This is a genomic window from Streptomyces sp. NPDC002734 (assembly GCF_040295685.1).
Taxonomy (GTDB): Bacteria; Actinomycetota; Actinomycetes; order Streptomycetales; family Streptomycetaceae; genus Streptomyces.
This window is the reverse complement of record NZ_JBEOVU010000011.1, coordinates 141,655-164,092: the sequence shown is the minus strand read 5'-3', so window position 1 is coordinate 164,092 and position 22,438 is coordinate 141,655. Positions and strand designations below refer to the sequence as shown.

General features: G+C 70.9%; 24 protein-coding genes and 1 tRNA gene. 15 read left to right on the top strand and 10 right to left on the bottom strand.

From position 1 onward, the window contains the following. The first annotated feature begins 124 nt into the window (after window positions 1–124). Window positions 125–634 (top strand): Lrp/AsnC family transcriptional regulator, encoded by a 510-nt coding sequence (locus tag ABT026_RS12820; RefSeq protein WP_351114243.1) that lies wholly within the window; start codon window positions 125–127, stop codon window positions 632–634. Between the two features lie 34 nt (window positions 635–668). Here ABT026_RS12820 and ABT026_RS12815 read toward each other — a convergent pair whose 3' ends face one another. Continuing rightward, complete coding sequence (locus ABT026_RS12815; protein WP_351114242.1) at window positions 669–1,451, bottom strand: S16 family serine protease; 783 nt, start codon at window positions 1,449–1,451, stop codon at window positions 669–671. 84 nt (window positions 1,452–1,535) lie between these two features. On the opposite strand from ABT026_RS12815, the gene ABT026_RS12810 reads away from it, so the two are divergent. Then, the gene (locus ABT026_RS12810; protein WP_351114241.1) at window positions 1,536–2,345 is read left to right on the top strand and encodes an RDD family protein; all 810 of its coding nucleotides are present in this window, start codon (window positions 1,536–1,538) and stop codon (window positions 2,343–2,345) included. Window positions 2,346–2,366: 21 nt separating this feature from the next. On the opposite strand, the gene ABT026_RS12805 is transcribed toward ABT026_RS12810, so the two are convergent. After that, a complete protein-coding gene (locus ABT026_RS12805; protein ID WP_351114240.1) occupies window positions 2,367–2,621 on the bottom strand; it encodes a hypothetical protein in 255 nt (84 codons plus the stop codon). A 414-nt stretch (window positions 2,622–3,035) separates the two neighbouring features. Here ABT026_RS12805 and ABT026_RS12800 point away from each other — a divergent pair, with 414 nt between their 5' ends. Both ABT026_RS12800 and ABT026_RS12795 read left to right on the top strand, forming a co-directional pair. Then, on the top strand, window positions 3,036–5,366 hold the full coding sequence (locus ABT026_RS12800; RefSeq protein ID WP_351114239.1) for an immune inhibitor A domain-containing protein: 2,331 nt from the start codon (window positions 3,036–3,038) through the stop codon (window positions 5,364–5,366). A 137-nt stretch (window positions 5,367–5,503) separates the two neighbouring features. Next, complete coding sequence (locus ABT026_RS12795; protein WP_351114238.1) at window positions 5,504–5,845, top strand: hypothetical protein; 342 nt, start codon at window positions 5,504–5,506, stop codon at window positions 5,843–5,845. Between the two features lie 181 nt (window positions 5,846–6,026). On the opposite strand, the gene ABT026_RS12790 is transcribed toward ABT026_RS12795, so the two are convergent. Both ABT026_RS12790 and ABT026_RS12785 read right to left on the bottom strand, forming a co-directional pair. Next, window positions 6,027–6,626, bottom strand: coding sequence for an isochorismatase family protein (locus tag ABT026_RS12790; RefSeq protein ID WP_351114237.1), 600 nt, complete (start codon window positions 6,624–6,626; stop codon window positions 6,027–6,029). 99 nt (window positions 6,627–6,725) lie between these two features. Continuing rightward, entirely contained in the window at window positions 6,726–8,057 is a 1,332-nt protein-coding gene (locus ABT026_RS12785; RefSeq protein WP_351114235.1) for a nicotinate phosphoribosyltransferase, read from the bottom strand. Between the two features lie 105 nt (window positions 8,058–8,162). Between ABT026_RS12785 and clpS the strand changes: the two genes are divergently transcribed. From clpS to ABT026_RS12745, 8 genes are all read left to right on the top strand, one after another. After that, complete coding sequence (gene clpS / locus ABT026_RS12780; RefSeq protein ID WP_351114234.1) at window positions 8,163–8,486, top strand: ATP-dependent Clp protease adapter ClpS; 324 nt, start codon at window positions 8,163–8,165, stop codon at window positions 8,484–8,486. A 58-nt stretch (window positions 8,487–8,544) separates the two neighbouring features. After that, entirely contained in the window at window positions 8,545–9,174 is a 630-nt protein-coding gene (locus ABT026_RS12775) for a DUF2017 domain-containing protein (RefSeq protein ID WP_351114233.1), read from the top strand. A gap of 418 nt (window positions 9,175–9,592) precedes the next feature. After that, window positions 9,593–11,044: an amino acid permease gene (locus ABT026_RS12770; RefSeq protein WP_351114232.1), complete on the top strand. Its 1,452-nt coding sequence runs from the start codon at window positions 9,593–9,595 to the stop codon at window positions 11,042–11,044. Between the two features lie 140 nt (window positions 11,045–11,184). After that, window positions 11,185–11,616, top strand: coding sequence for a M67 family metallopeptidase (locus tag ABT026_RS12765; RefSeq protein WP_351114231.1), 432 nt, complete (start codon window positions 11,185–11,187; stop codon window positions 11,614–11,616). 107 nt (window positions 11,617–11,723) lie between these two features. Further along, on the top strand, window positions 11,724–11,825 hold the full coding sequence (locus ABT026_RS12760; protein WP_351114230.1) for a putative leader peptide: 102 nt from the start codon (window positions 11,724–11,726) through the stop codon (window positions 11,823–11,825). Window positions 11,826–11,957: 132 nt separating this feature from the next. Beyond that, window positions 11,958–12,236, top strand: coding sequence for a MoaD/ThiS family protein (locus ABT026_RS12755; protein ID WP_351114229.1), 279 nt, complete (start codon window positions 11,958–11,960; stop codon window positions 12,234–12,236). A gap of 20 nt (window positions 12,237–12,256) precedes the next feature. Beyond that, window positions 12,257–13,207 carry a PLP-dependent cysteine synthase family protein gene (locus ABT026_RS12750; RefSeq protein WP_351114227.1) on the top strand — a complete coding sequence of 317 codons (951 nt, stop codon included), beginning with the start codon at window positions 12,257–12,259 and terminating at the stop codon, window positions 13,205–13,207. Window positions 13,208–13,509: 302 nt separating this feature from the next. Continuing rightward, window positions 13,510–14,262: an MBL fold metallo-hydrolase gene (locus ABT026_RS12745; RefSeq protein ID WP_351114225.1), complete on the top strand. Its 753-nt coding sequence runs from the start codon at window positions 13,510–13,512 to the stop codon at window positions 14,260–14,262. A 68-nt stretch (window positions 14,263–14,330) separates the two neighbouring features. On the opposite strand, the gene ABT026_RS12740 is transcribed toward ABT026_RS12745, so the two are convergent. Beyond that, window positions 14,331–14,747 carry a hypothetical protein gene (locus tag ABT026_RS12740; RefSeq protein ID WP_351114224.1) on the bottom strand — a complete coding sequence of 139 codons (417 nt, stop codon included), beginning with the start codon at window positions 14,745–14,747 and terminating at the stop codon, window positions 14,331–14,333. A 130-nt stretch (window positions 14,748–14,877) separates the two neighbouring features. Then, a complete protein-coding gene (gene rph, locus ABT026_RS12735) occupies window positions 14,878–15,609 on the bottom strand; it encodes a ribonuclease PH (protein ID WP_351114223.1) in 732 nt (243 codons plus the stop codon). Window positions 15,610–15,669: 60 nt separating this feature from the next. Here rph and rdgB point away from each other — a divergent pair, with 60 nt between their 5' ends. Then, the gene (rdgB, locus tag ABT026_RS12730) at window positions 15,670–16,272 is read left to right on the top strand and encodes an RdgB/HAM1 family non-canonical purine NTP pyrophosphatase (protein ID WP_351114222.1); all 603 of its coding nucleotides are present in this window, start codon (window positions 15,670–15,672) and stop codon (window positions 16,270–16,272) included. Window positions 16,273–16,320: 48 nt separating this feature from the next. On the opposite strand, the gene ABT026_RS12725 is transcribed toward rdgB, so the two are convergent. From ABT026_RS12725 to ABT026_RS12710, 4 genes are all read right to left on the bottom strand, one after another. Further along, window positions 16,321–16,395 (bottom strand) — tRNA-Leu (locus tag ABT026_RS12725). Between the two features lie 39 nt (window positions 16,396–16,434). Next, on the bottom strand, window positions 16,435–17,019 hold the full coding sequence (locus tag ABT026_RS12720; RefSeq protein ID WP_351114221.1) for an HNH endonuclease: 585 nt from the start codon (window positions 17,017–17,019) through the stop codon (window positions 16,435–16,437). A 58-nt stretch (window positions 17,020–17,077) separates the two neighbouring features. Beyond that, window positions 17,078–17,728 carry an HNH endonuclease signature motif containing protein gene (locus ABT026_RS12715; RefSeq protein ID WP_351114220.1) on the bottom strand — a complete coding sequence of 217 codons (651 nt, stop codon included), beginning with the start codon at window positions 17,726–17,728 and terminating at the stop codon, window positions 17,078–17,080. 115 nt (window positions 17,729–17,843) lie between these two features. Then, window positions 17,844–19,160: an SGNH/GDSL hydrolase family protein gene (locus ABT026_RS12710; RefSeq protein WP_351114218.1), complete on the bottom strand. Its 1,317-nt coding sequence runs from the start codon at window positions 19,158–19,160 to the stop codon at window positions 17,844–17,846. 189 nt (window positions 19,161–19,349) lie between these two features. Here ABT026_RS12710 and ABT026_RS12705 point away from each other — a divergent pair, with 189 nt between their 5' ends. Next, entirely contained in the window at window positions 19,350–20,837 is a 1,488-nt protein-coding gene (locus ABT026_RS12705) for a DUF445 domain-containing protein (protein ID WP_351114217.1), read from the top strand. A 64-nt stretch (window positions 20,838–20,901) separates the two neighbouring features. Continuing rightward, window positions 20,902–22,395, top strand: coding sequence for an MFS transporter (locus tag ABT026_RS12700; protein ID WP_351114216.1), 1,494 nt, complete (start codon window positions 20,902–20,904; stop codon window positions 22,393–22,395). Window positions 22,396–22,438 lie beyond the last annotated feature (43 nt).

Genomic DNA, 22,438 nt, shown 5'->3' with positions numbered 1-22,438 from the left:
GTGGGCAGGGTCACCCCGAACCGCAAGGTGCGCAATCCATGGCTTTTTCGCTGCGCAGGTTGCACAGTCTTAGGGCCGTGACGACGGCGTATCTGTACAGGATGACCATCGGTGGGGGCGAGCCATGGGGATCGACAGGCTGGACGGGCGGATCATCGCGCTGCTCGCGCACGAGCCGCGGCTGGGCGTGCTGGAGATGTCCCGCCGGCTCGGCGTGGCCCGGGGCACCGTGCAGGCGCGGCTGGACCGGCTGCTGGCGCGCGGGGTGATCCGCGGCTTCGGGCCCGACGTGGACCCGGCCGCGCTGGGCTATCCGGTGACCGCGTTCGCCACGCTGCAGATCCGGCAGGGGAGCGGGGCGGCCGTCCGGGCGCACCTGGCCTCCGTCCCGGAGGTCCTGGAGCTGCACACCACCACCGGCAGCGGCGACATGCTGTGCCGGCTGGTCGCGCGGTCCAACGCGGACCTCCAGCGGGTGATCGACCTCGTCGTCGGCTTCGACGGCATCGTGCGCGCGTCCACCGCCATCGTCATGGAGAACGCGGTGCCGCTGCGGGTGATACCCCTCGTCGAGCAGGCGGCCCAGCTGCCGCCCCCGGCCGCCGGGGCCGCTCCCGCCGAGGCCCTGGTGTAACCCGGACCGGGGGCCGGGGCCCGCGCGGCGGGCGTCAGCAGGAGGGGACGGAGCCCTTGCCGGTGCGCAGCGCCTCGAGCGCGGTGATCGCGCCCCTGAGGCTGGTCACCGGCACCAGGCGCAGGCCCTTCGGGCGCTCGGCGAGGGCGTCGCCGCACTCGGCGCGGGGCACCAGGAACACCGTCGCCCCGTCGCGGGACGCCGCGCGGGTCTTCAGGGACACGCCGCCGACCGGGCCCACCGCGCCGTCGGGCGAGATGGTGCCGGTCCCGGCGACCACCGTGTCGCCCGCGAGGTCGGTGCCCAGCTTCTCCACGATGCCCAGCGAGAACAGCAGCCCCGCGCTCGGCCCGCCGACGTCCGCGAGCCGCAGCGTCACCTTCACGTCCTTCGGGTCGCGCCCGAGGTAGCCGAGGGCCGCCTCGGTCGCGTCGTCCTGGGACTGCCGCATCTGCTCGGTGTTGTACTTCTCGATCTCCTCGACGTCGTCCCCGCTCGGGTAGACGGCGTCGGTCGGCATCACGGCCTCGTCGGTGCGGAACCAGCCGTCGACGACGTCCGCGAGCCGCACGTCGGCGTCCGGCCCGGTCGCCTCGATCGTGGTCATCCGCAGCTGCCCGTCCACCGGCACGGCGCGGACGCCGGGGCCCTCGACGGAGATCACCGGTTTGCCGTCCCGCTCACCGAGGACGTTCGCGGTCATGCCCGGCCGCGCCACCGTGAACGGGAGCGGGGCGAGCGCCGCGACCGCGACCAGCGCGGCGGCGGGCATGGCGCAGAGGGCGACGGCCTGGGGGCGCGAGAGGCGAGAGAGCACGGGGTCAATCTAACGGTGCGCACCCCTCCCCCGGACGGACCCCTGCCGGATGCGAGCGTCTCGCGGGCGCGGTCGACTCGCCCCATGAGCAGCGACGCCCCGCCCCCGCCGCCCCCGGACGACGACGACCCGTTCCGCAAGCGCCCGCCCTCCGGCGGCGGTTCCCCGGGCGCGGGCGACGCCGCGGGCAACGCCGGCGCGACGCCCGGCCCCGGCGGCCCCGGCGACCCGGGCGGTCCGGGCAGCCCGTACGACCCGCCCGGCGGCCCCGAGGGCCCCGGCGGCGCGCAGCCGCAGGGCAACGCCGGCCCCGGCAGCCCGTACGACCCGGGCGGCCCCGCCTCGCCCGGCGGCCCGCACGGCCAGTACGGGCCCACGGGCGCCTACGGGCCCGGCGGACCGTACTCCGGCGGCACCGCCCCCGACCCGCTGGCCGGCATGCCCCCGCTCGCCGACAGCCTGCGCCGCGTCGGGGCCCGGATCATCGACCTGATCCTCGTCGGCGTGGTCGCCGGACTGCTGGCCTGGGCGTTCAACGTCGACGAGTACGAGTTCGACGCCGACCGCGTGGACGCCGCGAAGTTCTGGATCCGCGACATCATCATCGCGGTCCTCTACGTCGCCTACGACACGATCATGACCGCGCGCAACGGCCAGACCCTCGGCAAGAAGCTGCTCAAGCTGCGCGTGGCCAACCTCGACGACGGCAGCACCCCGTCCCTGGCCACCTCGCTGCTGCGCGCGGCCGTGCTCTGGGTGCCGTTCGCGTTCTGCTGCGCCTGCCTGTGGATCGCCATCGCGGGCGGCTGGAGCTTCTTCGACAAGCCGTACAAGCAGGGCCTTCACGACAAGGCCGCCAAGACGGTGGTGGTCAGCACCGAGCCGACCACCTGACGCCGGACGGCCGAGGGACCGTCAGCGCCGCGCGGGCTCACGCCGCGCGGCGCCGGTCGTGTCCGAGGTGGCCGGAACCCGCTCCTCGGCGCCGCGTCCGACCGGCCCGGAGGCCATCGCGGCGAGCACACCCAGCGCGAGCGAGAGGACCACGACCGACGCGACGGCGAGGACCGAACTCGCCCCGCTGAGCGCCAGCAGGGCGATCGTGCACAGCACCGCCGCACCGGTCCCACGGACCAGCTGCGCGGCGGACGGGGTCACGGGGGCAGTCACGGGCGGACGAGCCATGGCAATCGTGTCCTCGGTGCGTAGGTGACGGACGGCCTGTGCCGGGAGCCGCCGCGGCTGCGCTCCCGGCGGAGGGCAGAGGACGGCTTCTGTCCGGCACATGCCCGGGCCACCTGCCGGACAAGCGCGACACCGTCCGGCGACCGGTGCACCGGGGGGCGCACGCAGGCACGCGCAGGGCACGGAGAGCGCCCCGGACTCCCGACCGAGCGACCGCTTACACGATGTGCACACGACAAGTCAAGGTCTAGTTTTTCCAACGAACGTCCGGTCAAATGTTCTCACTTGACACACGCGTATCTACGCGCGCAGCTCCTGCCTGCCTGGAATCGCAGGACCCAGTACTTCCGTACTCAGGACATCTCTCTATGTGCGCGCGGACGCGGGGGAGGAATTCAAGTGGCATCCAGATGGGCGCTTCGGGCGGCCGCTACTGCCGTCGTCATCACGACGGCCGGAGCCGGTCTCTCGACCTTCGCCGTGGCACAGCCCGCTGAGGGCACCGCTGTCACCGCGAAGACGGGCTCGCCGACCAAGGGCGAGAACCGTGAACACAACTTCGAAGGCCCCCTGACCCACAGTCAGGAGACCAAGCGCGACGAGGCCATCAACCAGGTCCTCGCCGGCGAGGCCACGGCCGAGAAGAAGAACGGCTCGAAGGTCGTCGAGCTCAAGGGCAAGAACAAGCACGGCGGCAGCAAGTACGTCGAGCTGGGCCGGGAGAAGACCGACAAGATCTTCACCATCCTGGTCGAGTTCGGGGACCAGGTGGACCCCCGCTACGGCGGCACCCCTGGCCCGATGCACAACAAGATCGCCCAGCCCGACCGGTCGAAGGACAACTCGACCGAGTGGCAGGCCGACTACAACCAGAAGCACTTCGAGGACATGTACTTCGGCGAGGGCGAGTCCCTCAAGACGTACTACGAGAAGCAGTCTTCCGGTCGTTACTCGGTCGACGGCGAGGTCTCCGACTGGGTCAAGGTGCCCTACAACGAGGCCCGCTACGGCTCGAACCTCTGTGACCCCTGCGCGTGGAACGCGGTGCAGGACGGTCTGAACGCCTGGTTCGCGTCGGAGACCGCGAAGGGCGCCACGTCCGCCGAGCTCAAGTCCCGCCTGGCCGAGTACGACCAGTGGGACCGCTACGACTTCGACGGCGACGGCAACTTCAACGAGGCCGACGGCTACGTCGACCACTTCCAGATCGTGCACGCCGGTGAGGACGAGTCCGCCGGCGGCGGCGCCCAGGGCGAGGACGCCATCTGGGCCCACCGCTGGTACGCGTTCGGCACCGACGCCGGCCGCAGCGGTCCGGAGGGCAACAAGCTCGGCGGCACCCAGATCGGTGACACCGGCGTCTGGGTCGGCGACTACACCATCCAGCCGGAGAACGGCGGCCTCGGTGTCTTCGCGCACGAGTACGGCCACGACCTCGGTCTGCCGGACCACTACGACACCCAGGGCGGCGAGAACTCCACGGGGTTCTGGACGCTGATGTCCTCGGGTTCGTGGCTGGGCACCGGTGACGGCCAGATCGGCAACCGCCCCGGCGACATGAACGCCTGGGACAAGCTGATGCTGGGCTGGCTGGACTACAAGCTGGTCGGCTCCAAGTCGGCCACGTCCACCAAGCTGGGCGTGCAGTCCTACAACACGAAGGACAAGCAGGCGCTGGTCGTCGAGCTGCCCGAGAAGAGCGTCACCACCGAGGTCTTCACGCCCGCCCAGGGTGAGAAGCAGTGGTGGAGCGGCAAGGGCGACGACCTGCGGAACACGCTCACCCGCAGCGTCGACCTGACCGGCAAGACGTCGGCCAAGCTGTCCTTCGAGGGTCAGTACGACATCGAGCAGGACTACGACTACGGCTACGTCGAGGTCTCCACGGACGGCGGCGCCAACTTCACGGCGATCGACGGCACCGTCGAGGGCCAGCAGATCCCGCGTGACGGCAGCGGCGCCCCGGCGCTGACCGGTGTCGTCGACACGAACTCGACCTTCGAGTTCCCGCTGGACGCGTACGCCGGCAAGCAGATCCAGGTCCGCTTCCGCTACGCCACCGACGGTGGCCTGTCCCGCCCGGGTCTGGTCGCCGACAGCATCGCCATCACTGCGGACGGCACGTCGGTCTTCTCCGACGACGCCGAGACCGAGGTGGCCGGCTGGACCGCCAACGGCTTCACCCGTGTGGGCTCCAGCTTCACCGACAGCTACCCGCAGTACTACATCGTCGAGAACCGTCAGCACGTCGGCTACGACAAGCAGCTGAAGACGGGCCCGTACAACTTCGGCTTCTCGACGACCCGCCCCGACTGGGTCGAGCACTACGCGTACCAGACCGGCATGCTGATCTGGAAGTGGGACACCTCCCAGGCGGACAACAACACCAGCCAGCACCCCGGCACCGGCCTGATCCTCCCGATCGACGCCCACCCGGCCCCGCTGCGCTGGACCGACGGCACCCTCATGCGGGCCCGCATCCAGGCCTACGACTCTCCGTTCAGCCTGACGCGGACCTCCGGCATGACCCTGCACAAGGCCGATGTCGCCACCGTCGTCCCGTCCCTGCCCGGCGTGCCGGTCTTCGACGACACCAAGGACGACTACTACGACGAGGCCAACAAGCTGGCGGGTGTCAAGATCGACAGCACCAACACCCGGATCCAGCTCGTGAGCCAGTCCAAGGACGGTTCCACGATCACGGTCAAGGTCAGCCCCGCGGGCAAGTAGTGCATACCGGGTAATATCGGTCACACTGCATCACCGCAGGTCAGACAGCGTTCGGCGGCGTTCCCCTGGCGGGGGCGCCGCCGGACGTGTTCAGATGCCTCCCATCGAAATTTTCGAAGTCGACGGGAGGCATCGTCATGTCCTCAGGATTCGTCCGGCTGCCGAGCGGCAGTGTGGTGGTCGCCCTCACGCTGCCCCGGCCCGACGAGCCGGGGGGCCGCGGGCGCGGCCGGGACCGGGTACGGGTACTGGTGCACGCGCGGAACCGGGCGCGGGCGCTCACCCGGCTGCGCAACCTGGGACTGCGGGCGGTGTACCTGCGGGGCAACGTCGCGCCCCCCACCCCCGACGAGGTCACCGCGGTCCTGCACCACCCCGACGGGCTCATATGGCGCGAGGCCCCGGCCCCCCGCGGCGCGCAGTACCACCCCTGGCACCCCATCCGCACCCTCGTCGGCCGCCCTGCCGCCTGGGCCTGACCCCCCGGGCCGGCCTCCTCAGGCTCGCCGCCCCCGGGCCCCCGGGCCCTCGGCCCGGGGTCCCCGCCCCCGGCCTCGGCCTGGGGCCCCCGCCCTTGGCCTGGGGCTCCCGCCCGGGGCCCGGGGCCCCTGCCCCCTGCCCTCGGCCCCGCCCTCTGCCGGGCTCCTGCCCCTGAGGGCGTCAGCCGCCCGCGACGACCGGCTCGCCCGTCAGGTCCACACCGGCCAGCCGGAGCTCCTCCAGGGCGCGGTCGGTGGTGGTGCGGGCGACGCCCGCCGTCAGCGGCAGCAGCACCCGGGTGCGCAGCCCCGCCTTCACCGCGTCCAGCGCCGTCGCCCGCACGCAGTGGTCGGTGGCGATGCCGACGACGTCGACCTCCTCGACGTCCCGCTCCCGCAGCCACTCCGCGAGCCCCACACCGTTCTCGTCGGCCCCCTCGAACCCGCTGTACGCGGCCGCGTAGGCGCCCTTGTCGAAGACCGCGTCCACCGCCCCCGAGGTGACCGCCGGCGTGAAGTTCGGGTGGAACCCGACACCCTCGGTCCCCGCCACGCAGTGCGCCGGCCAGGAGTTCACGAAATCCGGGTCGTCCGCGAAATGCCCGCCCGGCGCGACGTGGTGGTCACGCGTGGCCACCACGTGCTGGTACGCCCCCGCCTGACCCGCCTGACCGATCAGCTCCGTGATCGCCGCGGCGACGTCCGCCCCGCCGGAGACCGCGAGGCTGCCGCCCTCGCAGAAGTCGTTCTGCACGTCCACCACGATCAACGCTCGACGCATCGCCCCGTACCAACCTCTCGACCCTCGTATGAAGACAACGACAAAGCTTCACGCACCGACGGCTGCTGCATACCCCTCCGCCGCCACCGCCGCACGTCGTCAGACCGCGTACTCCGTCGGAATGACGGGTTCCCCCCGCGACAGCTGGGTCGCGGACATCGGCAGCGAGGCCCGCGCCGCCGCGTGCCGCTCACGCGCGGCCTCCAGCGGCTCCCGCCCCACGACCTCACCCCCGCGCACCAGCTCCACCAGCAGCTGCGAGCCGGCCAGCTCCTCGGGAACCTCCCCGGTGCCGATCACCTCCGCCTCCGCCACCCCGTACGCGTCGTAGCGGCGCGCGGCCCACTTGCGGCCGCCCAGCGTCTGCTTGCCGCCGCCGGAACGCTTCGCCACCGGCTCCAGCGGCGCGTCCGCGTCCGCCGAGACCGCACGGGCCACCAGCTTGTAGACCATCGACGCCGTCGGGTGCCCCGACCCGGTCACCAGCTGCGTGCCCACCCCGTACGCGTCCACCGGCGCCGCGGCCAGCGAGGCGATGGCGTACTCGTCCAGGTCGGAGGTCACCACGATCCGGGTCTCCCGCGCGCCCAGCGTGTCCAGCTGCTGCCGCACCCGATGCGCCACCAGCAGCAGGTCACCGGAGTCGATCCGCACCGCGCCCAGCTCCGGACCCGCCACCTCCACCGCCAGCGCGACCGCCTCGGCGACGTCGTAGGTGTCCACCAGCAGCGTCGTGCCGCGCCCCAGCGAGTCCACCTGCGCGGTGAACGCGTCCCGCTCCGAGTCGTGGACCAGCGTGAAGGCGTGCGCGCTGGTGCCGATGGTGGGGATGTCGTAGCGGAAGCCGGCCGCCAGGTCCGAGGTGGAGGAGAAACCACCGACGTACGCCGCCCGCGAGGCGGCGACCGCCGCCAGCTCGTGCGTACGGCGCGCGCCCATCTCCATCAGCGGCCGGTCACCGGCCGCCGCCGCCATCCGGGACGCCGCCGCGGCGATCGCGGAGTCGTGGTTGAGGATCGACAGGATCACCGTCTCCAGCAGCACGCACTCCGCGAAGCTGCCCTCCACCCGCAGGATCGGCGAGCCGGGGAAGTAGACCTCGCCCTCCGGGTAGCCCCAGATGTCGCCCGTGAAGCGGTAGTCCGCCAGCCAGTCCAGCGTCGCGTCGTCGACCACCCGGCGCTCCCGCAGGAAGCCCAGCTGCGCCTCGTCGAAGCGGAAGTTGCGCACGGCGTCCAGCACCCGGCCGGTGCCGCAGACCACGCCGTAGCGGCGGCCCGAGGGCAGGCGGCGGGTGAAGACCTCGAAGACGGAACGCCGCTCGGCCGTCCCGCTCTTCAGGGCGGCCTGCAGCATGGTCAGTTCGTAGTGGTCGGTGAAGAGAGCCGTCGACGGCACGTCGACCGGCAGCCCGAGCTCCGCGGTGTTCATGGAAGCGATGCTACCCCCATCTCGTCAATTTGACGATTAGTGTCCGGCGACGCCTCGCGCCGCCCCGGGACCCGGTCCGTGCGGGTACCCACCCGGGGTGGCAGCATGGTTGTTGTGACGTCACCCGCTCCCGCACCCATGGAAACCGAACGCACCGAGTCGGCGGAGGAGACCTTCGCCGTGCCCGAGCCGGACGTCCCCTGGGTCACGATCGTCCACAACGACCCGGTCAACCTGATGAGCTACGTGACCTACGTCTTCCAGACGTACTTCGGCTACTCGAAGGACAAGGCCACCAAGCTGATGATGGACGTCCACCACAAGGGCCGGGCGGTGGTCTCCAGCGGCTCCCGCGAGGAGATGGAGCGCGACGTGCAGGCCATGCACGGCTACGGTCTGTGGGCCACCCTCCAGCAGGACCGCCGGTAGTCACCTGCCGCGCGCGACCGGACCGACCGCCCGCCGAGCCGAAAAGAACTGCCACCCCATGCCCGGAACCTTCGAACCGCTTCCCGGCGGCGGCGCGGCCGTCGCACTCGACGACGTCGAGATCTCGATCATCCGGTCGCTGGCCGCCCAGCTCCTGGAGCTCATCGGCCCCGGCCCCGCCGAGGACGCCTCCGCCGACCCGCTCGCCGAACTCTTCGCCGACGGCCCCAGCGAGCCGCCCACCGACCCGGTGCTGCGCCGCCTCTTCCCGGACGCCTACACCGACCCGGCCAGGTTCCCGGACACCGCCGAGCAGGCCGAGGAGGCGAAGGCGTACTCCTCGGAGTTCCGCCGCTACACCGAGAACGACCTGCGGGCCGGCAAGCGCGAGGACGCCCTGGCGGTGATCCGCTCCCTCGACGAGCTGACGATGGGCGCCGGCGACGGTGAGGGCGAGGGCGAGGGCGGAGGCCGCCTCGAGCTGACCCCCGAGCGGTCCGTCCAGTGGCTGAAGACGCTCAACGACATCCGTCTCGCCATCGCCTCGCGTCTGGACATCACCGACGAGGAGGACAGCGAGATCCTCTACCGCCTCCCCGACACCGACGAGCGCAAGCCGCTCGTGATGGCCTACCTGTGGCTCGGTGGCCTCCAGGAGAGCCTCGTCGAGACGCTGATGCCGCAGTGAGTCCGGTGGGCCCGGGGTGTGCCCGCGGTGTGCCCGCGGTGACGCGGGGCGGACAGTGCGTAGGGATGCCGTAAGGATCGCGTAAGGACGAACTTCGGCCGTTGCCCCACGTTCAGTAAACGGACAGCAAAATCCGATTTCCGGACACGGCAAATCGGTCAAATTCGGAATATTTCACCGCCGCGTTGTGGAGTTGCCCACAGCGCGGCGGTCTGCTTCTCCGTACCTTTGAGCCAACTTTCTCGTTCCCGCGGGCCACACCCACGCCCTCCGGGAACGGCGCCACCAGGCCGACCGACCGTCGGCAGGCAGGAAAAAAACTCCCCCCACGCCCCCTCGGGGCACGTACTGCCCGGCCCGCCCAACACGTCGAAGACGACGCGCGACGGGCCGGTTTCTTGGAGAAAGGCGCACCAACATGACCTCTCCGCAGGTCGCGAAGACGAACGACAGCAGTGAGGCCGTGCGCGGCGACGCCCCCGAGGAGGGGTACGAGCGAGGGCTCGGCAGCCGTCAGGTCCAGATGATCGCCATCGGCGGCGCCATCGGCGTCGGCCTGTTCCTGGGAGCCGGGGCGAACATCGCCAAGGCCGGCCCCTCCCTGATCCTGATGTACGCCCTCGCCGGCGTGATCATCTTCTTCATCATGCGGGCCCTCGGTGAGCTGCTGCTCTACCGCCCCGTCTCCGGCTCCTTCGCCGAGTACTCCCGTGAGTTCGTCGGCCCGTTCGCCGGCTACTTCACCGGCTGGACGTACTGGCTGATGTGGGTGGTCACCGGCATGGCCGAGCTCACGGCCGCCGCCATCTACATCCACTACTGGTTCCCCGACATCCCGCAGTGGGTCTCGGCCCTGGTCTTCCTGGTCGTCCTCTTCGGCGCCAACCTGATCTCCGTCAAGCTCTTCGGCGAGATCGAGTTCTGGTTCTCCATGGTCAAGGTCACCGCCATCATCGGCATGATCGTGATCGGTCTCGGCGTGCTGACCTTCGGCTTCAGCGCCGCCGGCGACACCGCCCAGGTCTCCAACCTGTGGGAGTTCGACGGCTTCTTCCCCAACGGCATCGGCTCCTCGCTGATGACCCTGCAGGGCGTCATGTTCGCCTACCTGGCCGTCGAGCTCGTCGGCGTCACCGCCGGTGAGTCGGAGAACCCCGAGAAGACGCTGCCCAAGGCGATCAACACCCTGCCCTGGCGCATCGCCCTCTTCTACGTGGGCGCCCTGACCGTCATCCTCTGCGTGGTCAAGTGGACCGAGTTCGCGCCCGACGTCAGCCCGTTCGTCGCCGCCTTCGCCAAGATCGGCATCCCGGCCGGCGCGGCCATCGTCAACTTCGTCGTGCTGACCGCCGCCCTGTCCTCCTGCAACTCCGGCATGTACTCCACCGGCCGCATGCTGCGCACCCTGGCGGACAACGGCGAGGCCCCCCAGGTCTTCAACAAGCTGTCCTCCACCAAGACCCCGGCCGTCGGCATCACCGTCTCCGCGATCCTCATGGGCATCGGCGTGGTCCTGAACTACATCGTCCCGGAGAAGGCCTTCGGCTACGTCACCTCCGTCGCCACCGCGGCCGGCATCTGGACCTGGCTGATGATCTGCGTCAGCCACGTCCTCTACCGCCGCGCCGTCGCCGCCGGCCGCGTGCCCGCCTCCTCCTTCCCCGCCCCGGGCGGAGCGGTCTGCAGCTGGATCGCCATCGCCTTCCTGCTGATGGTGACCGTGATGATCGCGCTCAACGCGGACTCCCGGATCTGCCTCTACGTGATGGGCGGCTGGGCCGTCGCCCTCGGCATCGGCTGGCAGGTCCTCAAGGCCCGCAACCCCGAGATCACCCGCCGCGACGAGCCGCTGCTCGACAAGGTCGGCTGACCCTCCGCATCACCGGGACGGCGCAGCCGCCCCACCGGCCCGGACACACCCGGTCCCGCATACCGGCCCCGCCGTCTCGCCACGCGAGAGGCGGGGCCGGTCCGTGAATGCGGCGGCCCGCCACGACATATCCTGCCGCCATGCTGACCATCACCCAGGCCCTCGTGGACCAGATCGTCGAGCACGCCCGCACGGACCACCCCGACGAGGCGTGCGGCGTCGTCGCCGGCCCGGTGGGCTCCGGCCGGCCGGAGCGGTTCATCCCCATGCTCAACGCCGCCCGCTCACCCACCTTCTACGAGTTCGACAGCCAGGACCTGCTGAAGCTCTATCGGGAGATGGACGACCGCGACGAGGAACCGGTCGTCATCTACCACTCCCACACCGCCACCGAGGCCTACCCCTCGCGCACCGACATCTCCTACGCCAACGAGCCCGGCGCCCACTACGTGCTGGTCTCCACGGCCGACGCCGACGGCCTCGGCGACTTCCAGTTCCGCTCCTACCGCATCGTCGACGGCGAAGTCACCGAAGAGCCCGTCCAGGTCGTCGACGCCTACCCGGCCGCCTGACCTGCGGATTCGTCCCCACCATGGCGGGATGTCCGCATACTGGCCGGATCGACCGCAGAGCGAGACGCGCTGTCGGCCCGGCCTTCGGGAATCGATACGATGACCGCATGGTTTTCCACGACGTGAGCGAGAAGACGCCGGGCACCCTGCTCGTGGCGCGGCTGCACGTCGACCTGTGCCGCCTCAACAGCGCCCTCTGTCCGCGCTGATCGCGCGCGGCCGTCCCCGGGGCGGCCAGGAAGGCCCCCGGCCCGGGGCGCCGCCCGACCAGCCACGGGCCGCCGCCCCCGACAGCCACCCGCAGCACAGCCACCCGCACCACCACCGACAGGAGCCCTGACATGGCCATCGAGGTCCGCATCCCCACCATCCTCCGCCAGTACACCGACGGGCAGAAGGCCGTCGAGGGCACCGGCGACACCCTCGGCACCCTCATCACGGACCTCGAGTCCCGCCACCCCGGCATCCGGGCCCGCATCGTCGACGGCGAGCAGCTGCGCCGCTTCGTCAACGTCTACCTCAACGACGAGGACGTCCGCTTCCTCGACGGCATCGACACCAAGCTCAACGACGGCGACAACGTCACCATCCTCCCGGCCGTGGCCGGCGGAATGGTCTGAGCGGCCGGGCCGGCCCAGACATGCGTTACGACTCCCCGATCGCCGCGGTGGGCAACACCCCTCTGGTGCGCCTGCCGCGGCTCTCCCCGTCCGAGAACGTCCGCATCTGGGCGAAGCTCGAGGACCGCAACCCCACCGGCTCGATCAAGGACCGCCCCGCGCTCCACATGATCGAACAGGCCGAGAAGGACGGACGCCTCACCCCCGGATGCACCATCCTGGAGCCCACCTCCGGCAACACCGGCATCTCGCTCGCCATGGCGGCCAAGCTCAAGGGCTACCGCATGGTGTGCGTCATGCCGGAGAACACCTCCCAGGAACGCCGCGACCTGCTCGGCATGTGGGGCGCCGAGATCATCCCCAGCCCCGCCGCCGGCGGCTCCAACACCGCCGTCCGCAAGGCCAAGGAACTCGCCGCCGCACACCCCGACTGGGTGATGCTCTACCAGTACGGCAACCCGGACAACGCCGGCGCCCACTACGCCACCACCGGCCCGGAGATCCTCGACGACCTGCCGTCGATCACCCACTTCGTCGCCGGCCTCGGCACCACCGGCACCCTCATGGGCGTCGGCCGCTACCTGCGCGAACACAAGCCCGACGTCAAGATCGTCGCCGCCGAGCCGCGCTACGACGACCTGGTCTACGGCCTGCGCAACCTCGACGAGGGCTTCGTCCCCGAGCTCTACGACGCCTCCGTGCTCACCACCCGCTACTCGGTCGGCTCCGAGGACGCCGTCGTGCGCACCCGCGAGCTGCTCCAGTTCGAAGGCATCTTCGCCGGCGTCTCCACCGGAGCCGCCCTGCACGCCGCCATCGGCGTCGGCAAGAAGGCCCTCCAGGCGGGCGAGGACGCCGACATCGCCTTCGTCGTCGCCGACGGCGGCTGGAAGTACCTGTCGACCGGCGTCTACACCGCCGCCACCAGCGAAGAAGCCATCGCCGCCCTCCACGGCCAGCTCTGGGCCTGATCCGCGGACCCCTCCGCGGACCCCTCCGCGGGCCCGGCCACGGGCCCACCGGAGCACACGCGACACACCTGTCACACGGCGGCCGGCACCCCTCCCGAGGGGCGCCGGCCGCCGTCGTGCGCCCCCACGCGCCCCATGTGCCCCACGACCAGCCGAACCGGTGACAAGGCAGGTGAGTTCCCCCACAACGGAGCCTCCGCGAGGAGCCACGGACGCCCCGGCGGCTTAGTCTCGACGGACCGCACGAGCCCCGTCGTCCCACCGCCGCCGTCCCACCGCCCGCCAACGGAGGTTCCCGCTCCATGAAGCTCACCGTCGTCGGCTGCTCGGGGTCGTTCCCCTCCACGGAATCGGCCTGCTCGAGCTACCTCGTCGAGGCCGACGGCTTCCGGCTGCTCCTCGACATGGGCAACGGCGCCCTCGGCGAGCTGCAGCGACACATCGGCCTGTACGACCTGGACGCGATCTTCCTCAGCCACCTGCACGCCGACCACTGCATCGACATGTGCGCCTACTTCGTCGTCCGGTACTACCGGCCCGACGGCGGCCGCTGCGAACCCATCCCGGTCTTCGGACCCGAAGGCACCGAACACCACCTCACCACCGCACACGCCGACACCCCCTCGGCCAGCTCGATGAGCGAGGTCTTCGACTTCCACACCGTCAAGCCCGGCACCTTCGAGATCGGCCCCTTCACCGTCCACACCGAGCTGATGGCCCACCCCGTCGAGGCCTACGGCATCCGCATCGAGCACGACGGCAGGTCCCTCACCTACTCCGGCGACACCGGACCCCTCCCCGCACTCGAGGAACTCGCCCGCGACACCGACCTCTTCCTCTGCGAGGCCGCCTTCGACGCCGACCGGGACCAGATCCCCGACCTGCACCTCAACGGCACCCAGGCCGGCGAGGTCGCCGCCCGCGCCGGAGCCCGCAGGCTCGTCCTCACCCACATCGCGCCCTGGACCGACCCCCAGACCAACCTCGACTCAGCCGTCGCCGCCTACCCGGGCCCGGTCGAACTCGCCCGCGCCGGAGCGGTCTACGACATCTGAACCACCCGGCAGAGGATCACCGGCCGGGCCGGACGTCAGCCGAGCGTCCGCCGGAGGTCAGTCGAGCGTCAGGGAGAACAGACCTTCGCCAGCTCCCGGGACGCGTCCGTGATCGGAGAGATGTCCGGCGTGGCATCCCCCGCCTCCACCGACCTGCGGACCTGGCCGACACCCGCCTGAAGATCGTCCACCGCCTTCGCGACGTCCGCGTCACCCGTCGAATCGTCCAGCTCACCCAGGTTCTGGTCGATCGCCGTCAGCGACTCCTCCAACTGCGTCGGATCGTTGCCCGCCGTCTCCACCGCCTGCTGAAGCTCGGCCACACTGTCGGATATGGCCGCCGCCGTCCGCGCGCAGTCCACAGCCGTGGACAACGCGTCGCAACCCGTCGTCAGCAACGCGGCAGCCGCCACCACGGCCACCACCGCCGGAACCCTCTTCGCGGCACGACTCTTCCTCGCGGCACGCGCCGCCGGAGCAGACATGGAAACCGGTCCTCCTGTCGTAGGGGGCCGGAGCGCACGACGGCCGCCGTACGTCCCCGACAGGAAGGACGCGCGACGGCCGACCGAAGTTCCCCCCTCACCCCGCAGGGTGACAGGGCCGGCGACACGCCTACAGCGTGGCCTCCAGCGCCACCCGCTGCGCCGTCGCCAGGTCACCGCACCCGGCCACCGCCAGGTCCAGCAACGCGTTCAGCTCCTCACGGGCGAACGGCTCCGCCTCCGCGGTGCCCTGCACCTCGACGAAACGACCGTCCCCGGTGCACACCACGTTCATGTCCGTCTCGGCGCGCACGTCCTCCTCGTAACAGAGGTCCAGCAGCGGCACCCCGCCCACGATGCCCACCGACACCGCCGACACCGTCCCGGTCAGCGGCTGCCGCCCCGCCTTCACCAGCTTCTTGCCCTGAGCCCACGACACCGCGTCCGCCAGCGCCACGTACGCACCCGTGATCGCCGCGGTACGCGTCCCACCGTCGGCCTGCAGCACGTCGCAGTCCAGCACGATCGTGTTCTCGCCCAGCGCCTTGTAGTCGATCACCGCGCGCAGCGAACGGCCGATCAGCCGGCTGATCTCGTGCGTCCGCCCGCCGATGCGCCCACGTACCGACTCACGGTCCCCGCGCGTGTTCGTCGAACGCGGCAGCATCGAGTACTCGGCGGTGACCCAGCCCTCGCCGCTGCCCTTGCGCCAGCGCGGCACGCCCTCGTTCACCGAGGCGGTGCAGAACACCTTCGTGTCGCCGAAGGAGACGAGGACGGAGCCCTCCGCGTGCTTGCTCCACCCCCGCTCGATGGTCACCGGGCGGAGCTGGTCGGGGGTACGGCCGTCGATACGAGACATGTGCCCGAGCCTATCCGCCCCGCGACCGTGGCCCCGACGGCCGGCGGGATACTGGACCCCATGACCCGCATCGTCCTCGCCACCCGCAACGCCGGGAAGATCACCGAACTCCGCGCCATCCTCGCCGAGGCGGGCCTCGCCCACGAACTCGTCGGCGCCGAGGAGTTCCCCGAGGTCCCCGACGTCAAGGAAACCGGCGTCACCTTCGCCGAGAACGCGCTCCTCAAGGCCCACGCCCTGGCCCGGGCCACCGGCCTGCCCGCCGTCGCCGACGACTCCGGCCTCTGCGTCGACGTCCTGAACGGCGCGCCCGGCATCTTCTCCGCCCGGTGGGCCGGCCGCCACGGCGACGACCTCGCGAACCTGGAGCTGCTGCTGGCCCAGCTCTCCGACATCGCCGAGGAGCACCGGGGGGCGCACTTCGCCTGCGCCGCCGCGCTCGCTCTCCCGGACGGCACGGAACGCGTCGTCGAGGGCCGCCTCGAGGGCACCCTCCGCCTCGCCCCGGCGGGCTCCCACGGCTTCGGCTACGACCCGATCCTCCAGCCCCTGGGCGAGACCCGTACCTGCGCGGAGCTGACGGCGGCGGAGAAGAACGCGATCAGCCACCGGGGGAAGGCGTTCCGGGAGCTCGTCCCGGTGGTCCGGGAGCTGCTGGGCTGAACCGGAACGTGCGAGAGGGCGTCGCCTTTGCGACGCCCTCTCGAGCAGTGGGCCCGGTGGGACTCGAACCCACGACACACCGGACCTAAACCGGCGCCCTCTTGCCAGCTGGGGTACGGGCCCGCAGCGACAGACACTCTACTGCGTTCCGTTGCGCGTGGATCAGGCCGCTCGCCATCGGAAGCCCCTGCACCATGTAGGGGTCAGGGCATGACAGTTCGGGCACAGAAGGCGCAGATTCTCCCGGCGGTCGTCGCGCCGGTCGCCGTTGATGTGGTCGATCTCCAGGGTCATGGGCTTGCCATCCCATGCGGACCCGGTGCCGCACCGGGCGCATCTCTCGGGCACGCCGATCTCCGCGAGGGCCCGACGCAACAGGCGAGTCTTCGTCCGGTACGCGTTGTTGTGCACCACCAGAATGTCCTCAGCCGGCCGTCGAGTGCCCTGCTTGCCTCGCTGATGGGCCTGCCCCAGGAAGTGCGCGGTGGACAGCTCGGCCTCCTGGAGCCAGGTGCGGAGCCGCCGGCGTGTGGTGGTGGAGTCGCGCAGGCCGAGACGGCGCAGCACATCCGCGACGGAGACTGCCCCGGCCACCGCAGCTGTCAGTGCTGCGACGCCGGGGCGCATGGAGTCCCGGGAATCTGTGAAGTGTGAGATGTCGATACCGAAGAATGCGAAGCGCTTCTTGAGGTAACGGCCGAGATTCGCGTAGGGCCGGGCACCGAGGAAGGCGATGACTTCCTCCACGCTGGCACACCGTGCGGCGGCTTCGGTCAGCCGAACCGTGTGTACGGGCTTCCGGTCGTCATGATGCGGACGTCCTTCCCCTGCCCTTTGCGCGACCCCGGTAGGTGTCGGTTGCCGCATGGCAGTTGGGGCAGAGGAAGCGAAGGTTGGACAGGCGATTGTCGCGCCAGTCACCGTTGACGTGATCGACTTCCAGCTTCAACGGTTCCCCCAGCCATTCGCCGGGGTTCCCGCAGTCGGAGCAGCGCTCAGGCACCCCGATGGCGTGCATGGCCTTGCGCAGTTGCTCGTTCTTCAGCCGCCGTGCAGTCCCCGGTTCCTGTCGTACCAGCGGCCAGTCCGGGTGGCGCTGCCCAGGCACGCGTGGACCTCGGCGCGATGACCTGTCGAGGTGCGAGGTGTCGATGCCGTACACGCTCAGGCGGCGGCTGATGTGCGTGTGGTTTCCGCCCACCGGATCGAGCCCGAGGTGCCGCAGGACCTCCGCCATGGTCTGCGAGGCGGACACGGCGGCCTGCAGGACCTCCCTGCTCCACTTCACCTCGCGCTCGAAGTGCGAGGTGACGCCGAGCCGCCGCAGGCGGACGCGCAGGTAATCCCGGCTGCCGCCCCGCGGGTCCACCCCCAGTCGTTCCAGCGTTTCCGTCAGCGTCCGCGACGCGCCCGCCGCCTCCCGCAGGGCCTCGTCGCTGATCCTGGCCGTCGGCATGGCCGTCTCCTCCGTTCCGGCCGCGCGCGCGTTCGCACGGCTCGCACGGATCAACGAACCGGTTATCGGACGGTTACGTCCGATGGGCGAACACCGGCGTGTCGCGGAGCGACGGTCACAGGCTCGCCGTGCCGTTGGTCTCGAGGGCGGTGAGGTCGAAGGTCTGGGCCATGCGGCGGTAGCCGGCGTCGTTGAGGTGGAGGTGGTCGCCGCAGTCGTACTGCCCGGCGAGGCGGCGCGGGGCGTAGGGGTCGCGCAGGGCCTTGTCGAAGTCGACGACCGCGTCGAAGACGCCGCCGGCGCGGATCTCGGTGTTGACGGCCTGACGGGCCGTCTCGCGGACCCCGTCGTAGCCCAGGTGGCCCTCGAACGGCATCAGCGTGGCCCCGACGACCGGGATGCCCCGGGCGTGCGCGCGGGAGACCAGGGTGCGCAGGCCCTGGGTGATGGCGGCGGGGTCGGGGGTGCCGTCGGGGTCGCGGAGGATGTCGTTGATGCCGAGGACGACGACGATCGCCTTGGTGTTGGGGCGGGAGAGGGCGTCGCGCTGGAAGCGGTTGAGGCCGCTGGGGCTGTCGGCGGGGCGGCCGACGCCGTCGGTGAGGAGCTGGTTGCCGCTGAGGCCGGCGTTGGCGACGCCGTAGCGGTCGCCGAGGCGGCCGGCCAGCACGTCGGTCCAGCGGCGGTCGGCGTCGGGGGTGGAGGTGACGCCGTCGGTGAGGGAGTCGCCGATGACCACGATGGTGCCCCGGGCGTCCTTGTTGAGGACGTCGAGGGCGGTGACGTACCGCCAGAACGGGGAGCGGTCGGTGTAGGCGAGGCCCTTCGGGTCGAGGGCGTGGTCGCCGGTGGCCAGGTAGGAGGTCTGGCGGGCGTGCCGGTGGTAGGTGACCGGGCCGGCGGGGGTGGGGGAGTAGGTGGTGACGAGCAGGTCGGCGGCGGCGGGCACGCGCAGGGCGACGGCGTCGCTGACGACCTGGCCGCCGGGCGGGACGGTGACGGCGCGGGCGCCGGAGAAGGTCAGCGGGCGCAGCGTCCCGGGGAGTGCTTCGGGGGTGTCGTCGTCGGCGGCGACGGCGACCGAGGCGGAGGTGATGTGCAGGGGCTGCTGTCCGTAGTGGTTGGAGAGGGTCACCCGGGCGGCGGTACCGCCGGCGCTGGTGTGGATGACGTTGCGGATGGAGCGTCCGGCGAGTCCGGTGAGTTCGGTGCGGGGTTCGGCGCCGGAGGGTACGGCGGCCCAGCTGCCGACCCAGGCGCCGGTGGAGGCGGGGGCGGCCGGTTTGTGGGGGGTGCGGCCGGAGGGGAGGCTGGTGTCGCGTGCCTCGGTGCGGGGACTCGCCTCGCGTGCCGCGAGGTATATGCCGGTGCTGACGGCGATTATCAGGGCGGTGAAGGCCGCCAGCAGGGCGCAAGCGTGACGCCTGGTCATGCGGGGCACGACTCCTCGGGCTGTGGAACGACGGAACGGTCGGGACGGCGGGCGGTGCGGGTCATCCCCGGCGGCTTTCCGCGCGTCCTCGTGAACAGGACGTCGGGAACGTTTGTTCCGTTCCCGGAGTCGGTCAGAAGGGACGTTTCTTTCCTGACGGGGCATGCGATACAGGTGGACGGGCGACGAATGGGACAGAAGGACGAGAACGGCGGGTACCCCGCTGACACCGGTGACACCGCCGGTACCGCCGACACTGCCGGGACCGCCGACACCGCCGACACCGGCGTCGTCGGCGTCGGTGGCGACGGGAGCGGTGGCGGCGGGGGTGGAGACGCGGGGCCGGGGCAGGGCGAGCATGCCCGGCCGCCGGAGGGCGGCAAGCGCGGCGTCCCCCGTTCGGCCGCACGCCCCATAGATGGTTTCACCCTCGCCGACGAGGAGCGTCAGCGGGGTGTCCGTCGGATGAAGGCGCTGGCCACCGGGCTGTTGCTGCTGGTGGCGGTGATCTACGCGCTGTTCACCTGGCTGGAGCACCAGGGTGCGGGGGCCTGGGCGGGTTATGTCGCGGCGGCGGCCGAGGCGGGCATGGTGGGCGCGCTGGCGGACTGGTTCGCGGTGACGGCGTTGTTCCGGCATCCGCTGGGGCTGCCCATTCCGCACACCGCGATCATCCCGACCAAGAAGGACCAGCTCGGGGAGTCCCTGGGTGAGTTCGTGGGGGAGAACTTCCTGTCCGCGGAGGTGGTGCGGACCAGGCTGCGCGCGGTGGGGATCGGCAACCGGCTGGGGACGTGGCTGGCGGAGCCGGAGCACGCCGACCGGGTGACGGCCGAACTGGCGACGGCGCTGCGCGGTGCGCTGACGGTGCTGAAGGACCGTGACGTGCAGGACGTGGTGGGGGAGGCGATCACCCGGCGGGCGGAGGCCGCCGAGGTGGCGCCGGTGCTGGGCAAGACGCTGGAGCGGGTGGTCGCGGACCAGGGGCACCGGCGGACGGTGGACCTGGTGGTGGCCAGGGCGCACGACTGGCTGGAGCTGCACAGCGACGCGGTGATGAACGCGGTGCAGGGCGGTGCGCCGGGGTGGACGCCGCGGTTCGTGGACCGGAAGGTCGGTGAGCGGGTCTTCAAGGAGCTGCTGCGGTTCGTGACCGAGATGCGGGACATGCCGACGCATCCGGCGCGTGACGCGCTGGACCGGTTCCTCGCCGATTTCGCCTCCGACCTGCAGTCGGACACCGGGACGCGGGCGCGGGTGGAGCGGCTGAAGTCGGAGGTGCTGGGCCGTGACGAGGTGCAGGACCTGATCGCCTCGGCCTGGTCGGCGGTGCGCCGGATGATGGTGGAGGCGTCGGAGGACGAGCAGAGCCGGCTGCGGCTGCGGGTGCGGGCGGCTCTGCTGTCGCTGGGCGCGCGGATGAAGGCGGACCGGCGGCTGCAGGAGAAGGTCGACCACTGGGTGGAGGGCGCGGTGACCTATGTGGTCACCACCTATCGGAGTGAGATCACCGCGTTGATCACGGACACGGTGGCCGGCTGGGACGCGCGGCACACGACGCGGAAGATCGAGGCGCACATCGGCCGGGATCTTCAGTTCATCCGCATCAACGGCACGGTCGTCGGCTCGTTGGCCGGGCTGCTGATCCACACGGTTTCGCGCATGCTGGGGGCATAGCCGTAACGGGCGGGGCAACAGGGAGTGGGACCGCCGCTCGCTCGACGGAGAGGGAGACCACGCGATGGCAGTTTCCGCGACACCCGAGCCTTCGGAGATCCCGGAGGAGACAGGCACCGTCACGACGGCCGTTCCGGCGAGACTGGACCGGCTGCCGTGGTCCCGCTGGCACTGGATGATCGTCATCGGCCTCGGCACGGTGTGGATCCTGGACGGCCTGGAGGTGACGACGGTCGGCAACATCGCCGGCCGGCTGGCCGAGGAGGGCAGTGGACTGCCCATCAGTTCGGCCCAGGTCACCGGAATGGCGGCAGCGCTGTACGTGGCCGGTGCGTGTGCCGGCGCGTTGTTCTTCGGCTGGCTGACCGACCGGTTCGGCCGTAAGAAGCTCTTCATCACGACGCTCGCGGTGTATCTGGCGGCGACCGCCCTGACGGCTGTCTCGTTCGACGTGTGGTGGTTCTTCCTCTTCCGCTTCCTGACCGGTTTCGGCATCGGCGGCGAGTACGCGGCGATCAACTCCGCCATCGACGAACTGATCCCGTCGGAGTACCGGGGCCGGGTCGACCTGATCATCAACGGCAGCTACTGGCTCGGCGCCATCGGCGGCGCGCTGCTGTCCATCGTGATGCTGGACACCGACATCTTCGCGGCCAACGTCGGCTGGCGGCTCACCTTCGCGCTCGGTGTGGTCCTGGGCCTGGTGATCCTGCTGGTGCGGCGAAACGTTCCGGAGAGTCCACGGTGGCAGTTCATCCACGGCCATGGCGAGGAGGCGGAGAAACTCGTCACCGACGTCGAGCGGCAGGTGGAGGAGGAGAAGGGCCGCAAGCTTCCGCCGCCGGCCGGTGAGATCACCATCCACCAGCGCAAGTCCATCGGCTTCGGTCTGATCGCGAAGACGGTGTTCACGAAGTACCCGCGGCGCACGGTGCTGGGCCTGGCCCTGTTCATCGGACAGGCGTTCCTCTACAACGCGATCACCTTCGGTTTCGGCGCGATCCTCACCAAGTTCTTCGACGTGCAGGTGGGTCACACCGGTTACTACTTCGCGGTGATCGCGGCCGGCAACTTCATGGGCCCGCTGCTGCTCGGCAAGCTGTTCGACACGGTCGGCCGCCGGATCATGATCTCGTCGACGTACATCCTGTCGGGCCTGCTGCTGTTCGTCACGGCGTGGCTGTTCAGCAAGGAGGTGCTGACGGCGACGACGCTGACGGCGTGCTGGTGCGTGGTGCTGTTCTTCGCCTCGGCGGGCGCGAGCAGCGCGTACCTGACGGTGTCGGAGATCTTCCCGATGGAGACGCGGGCGATGGCGATCGCCTTCTTCTACGCGGTGGGTACGGCGGCGGGCGGTATCGCCGGTCCGCTGATCTTCGCGGACCTCACGGAGTCCGGGGTGATCGGGGAGACGGTGCTGGCCTTCCAGATCGGTGCGGGGCTGATGTGTGCGGCGGGGCTCGTCGCGGTGTTCCTCGCGGTGAAGGCGGAGCGGCGGAGTCTGGAGGACATCGCCACGCCTCTTTCCGCCGTCAAGTCGCCCACGCCTGCTCCCTGATCCCGCTTCCTCCCTCCCGCAGGGCTCCCCCTCCCTCACGCAG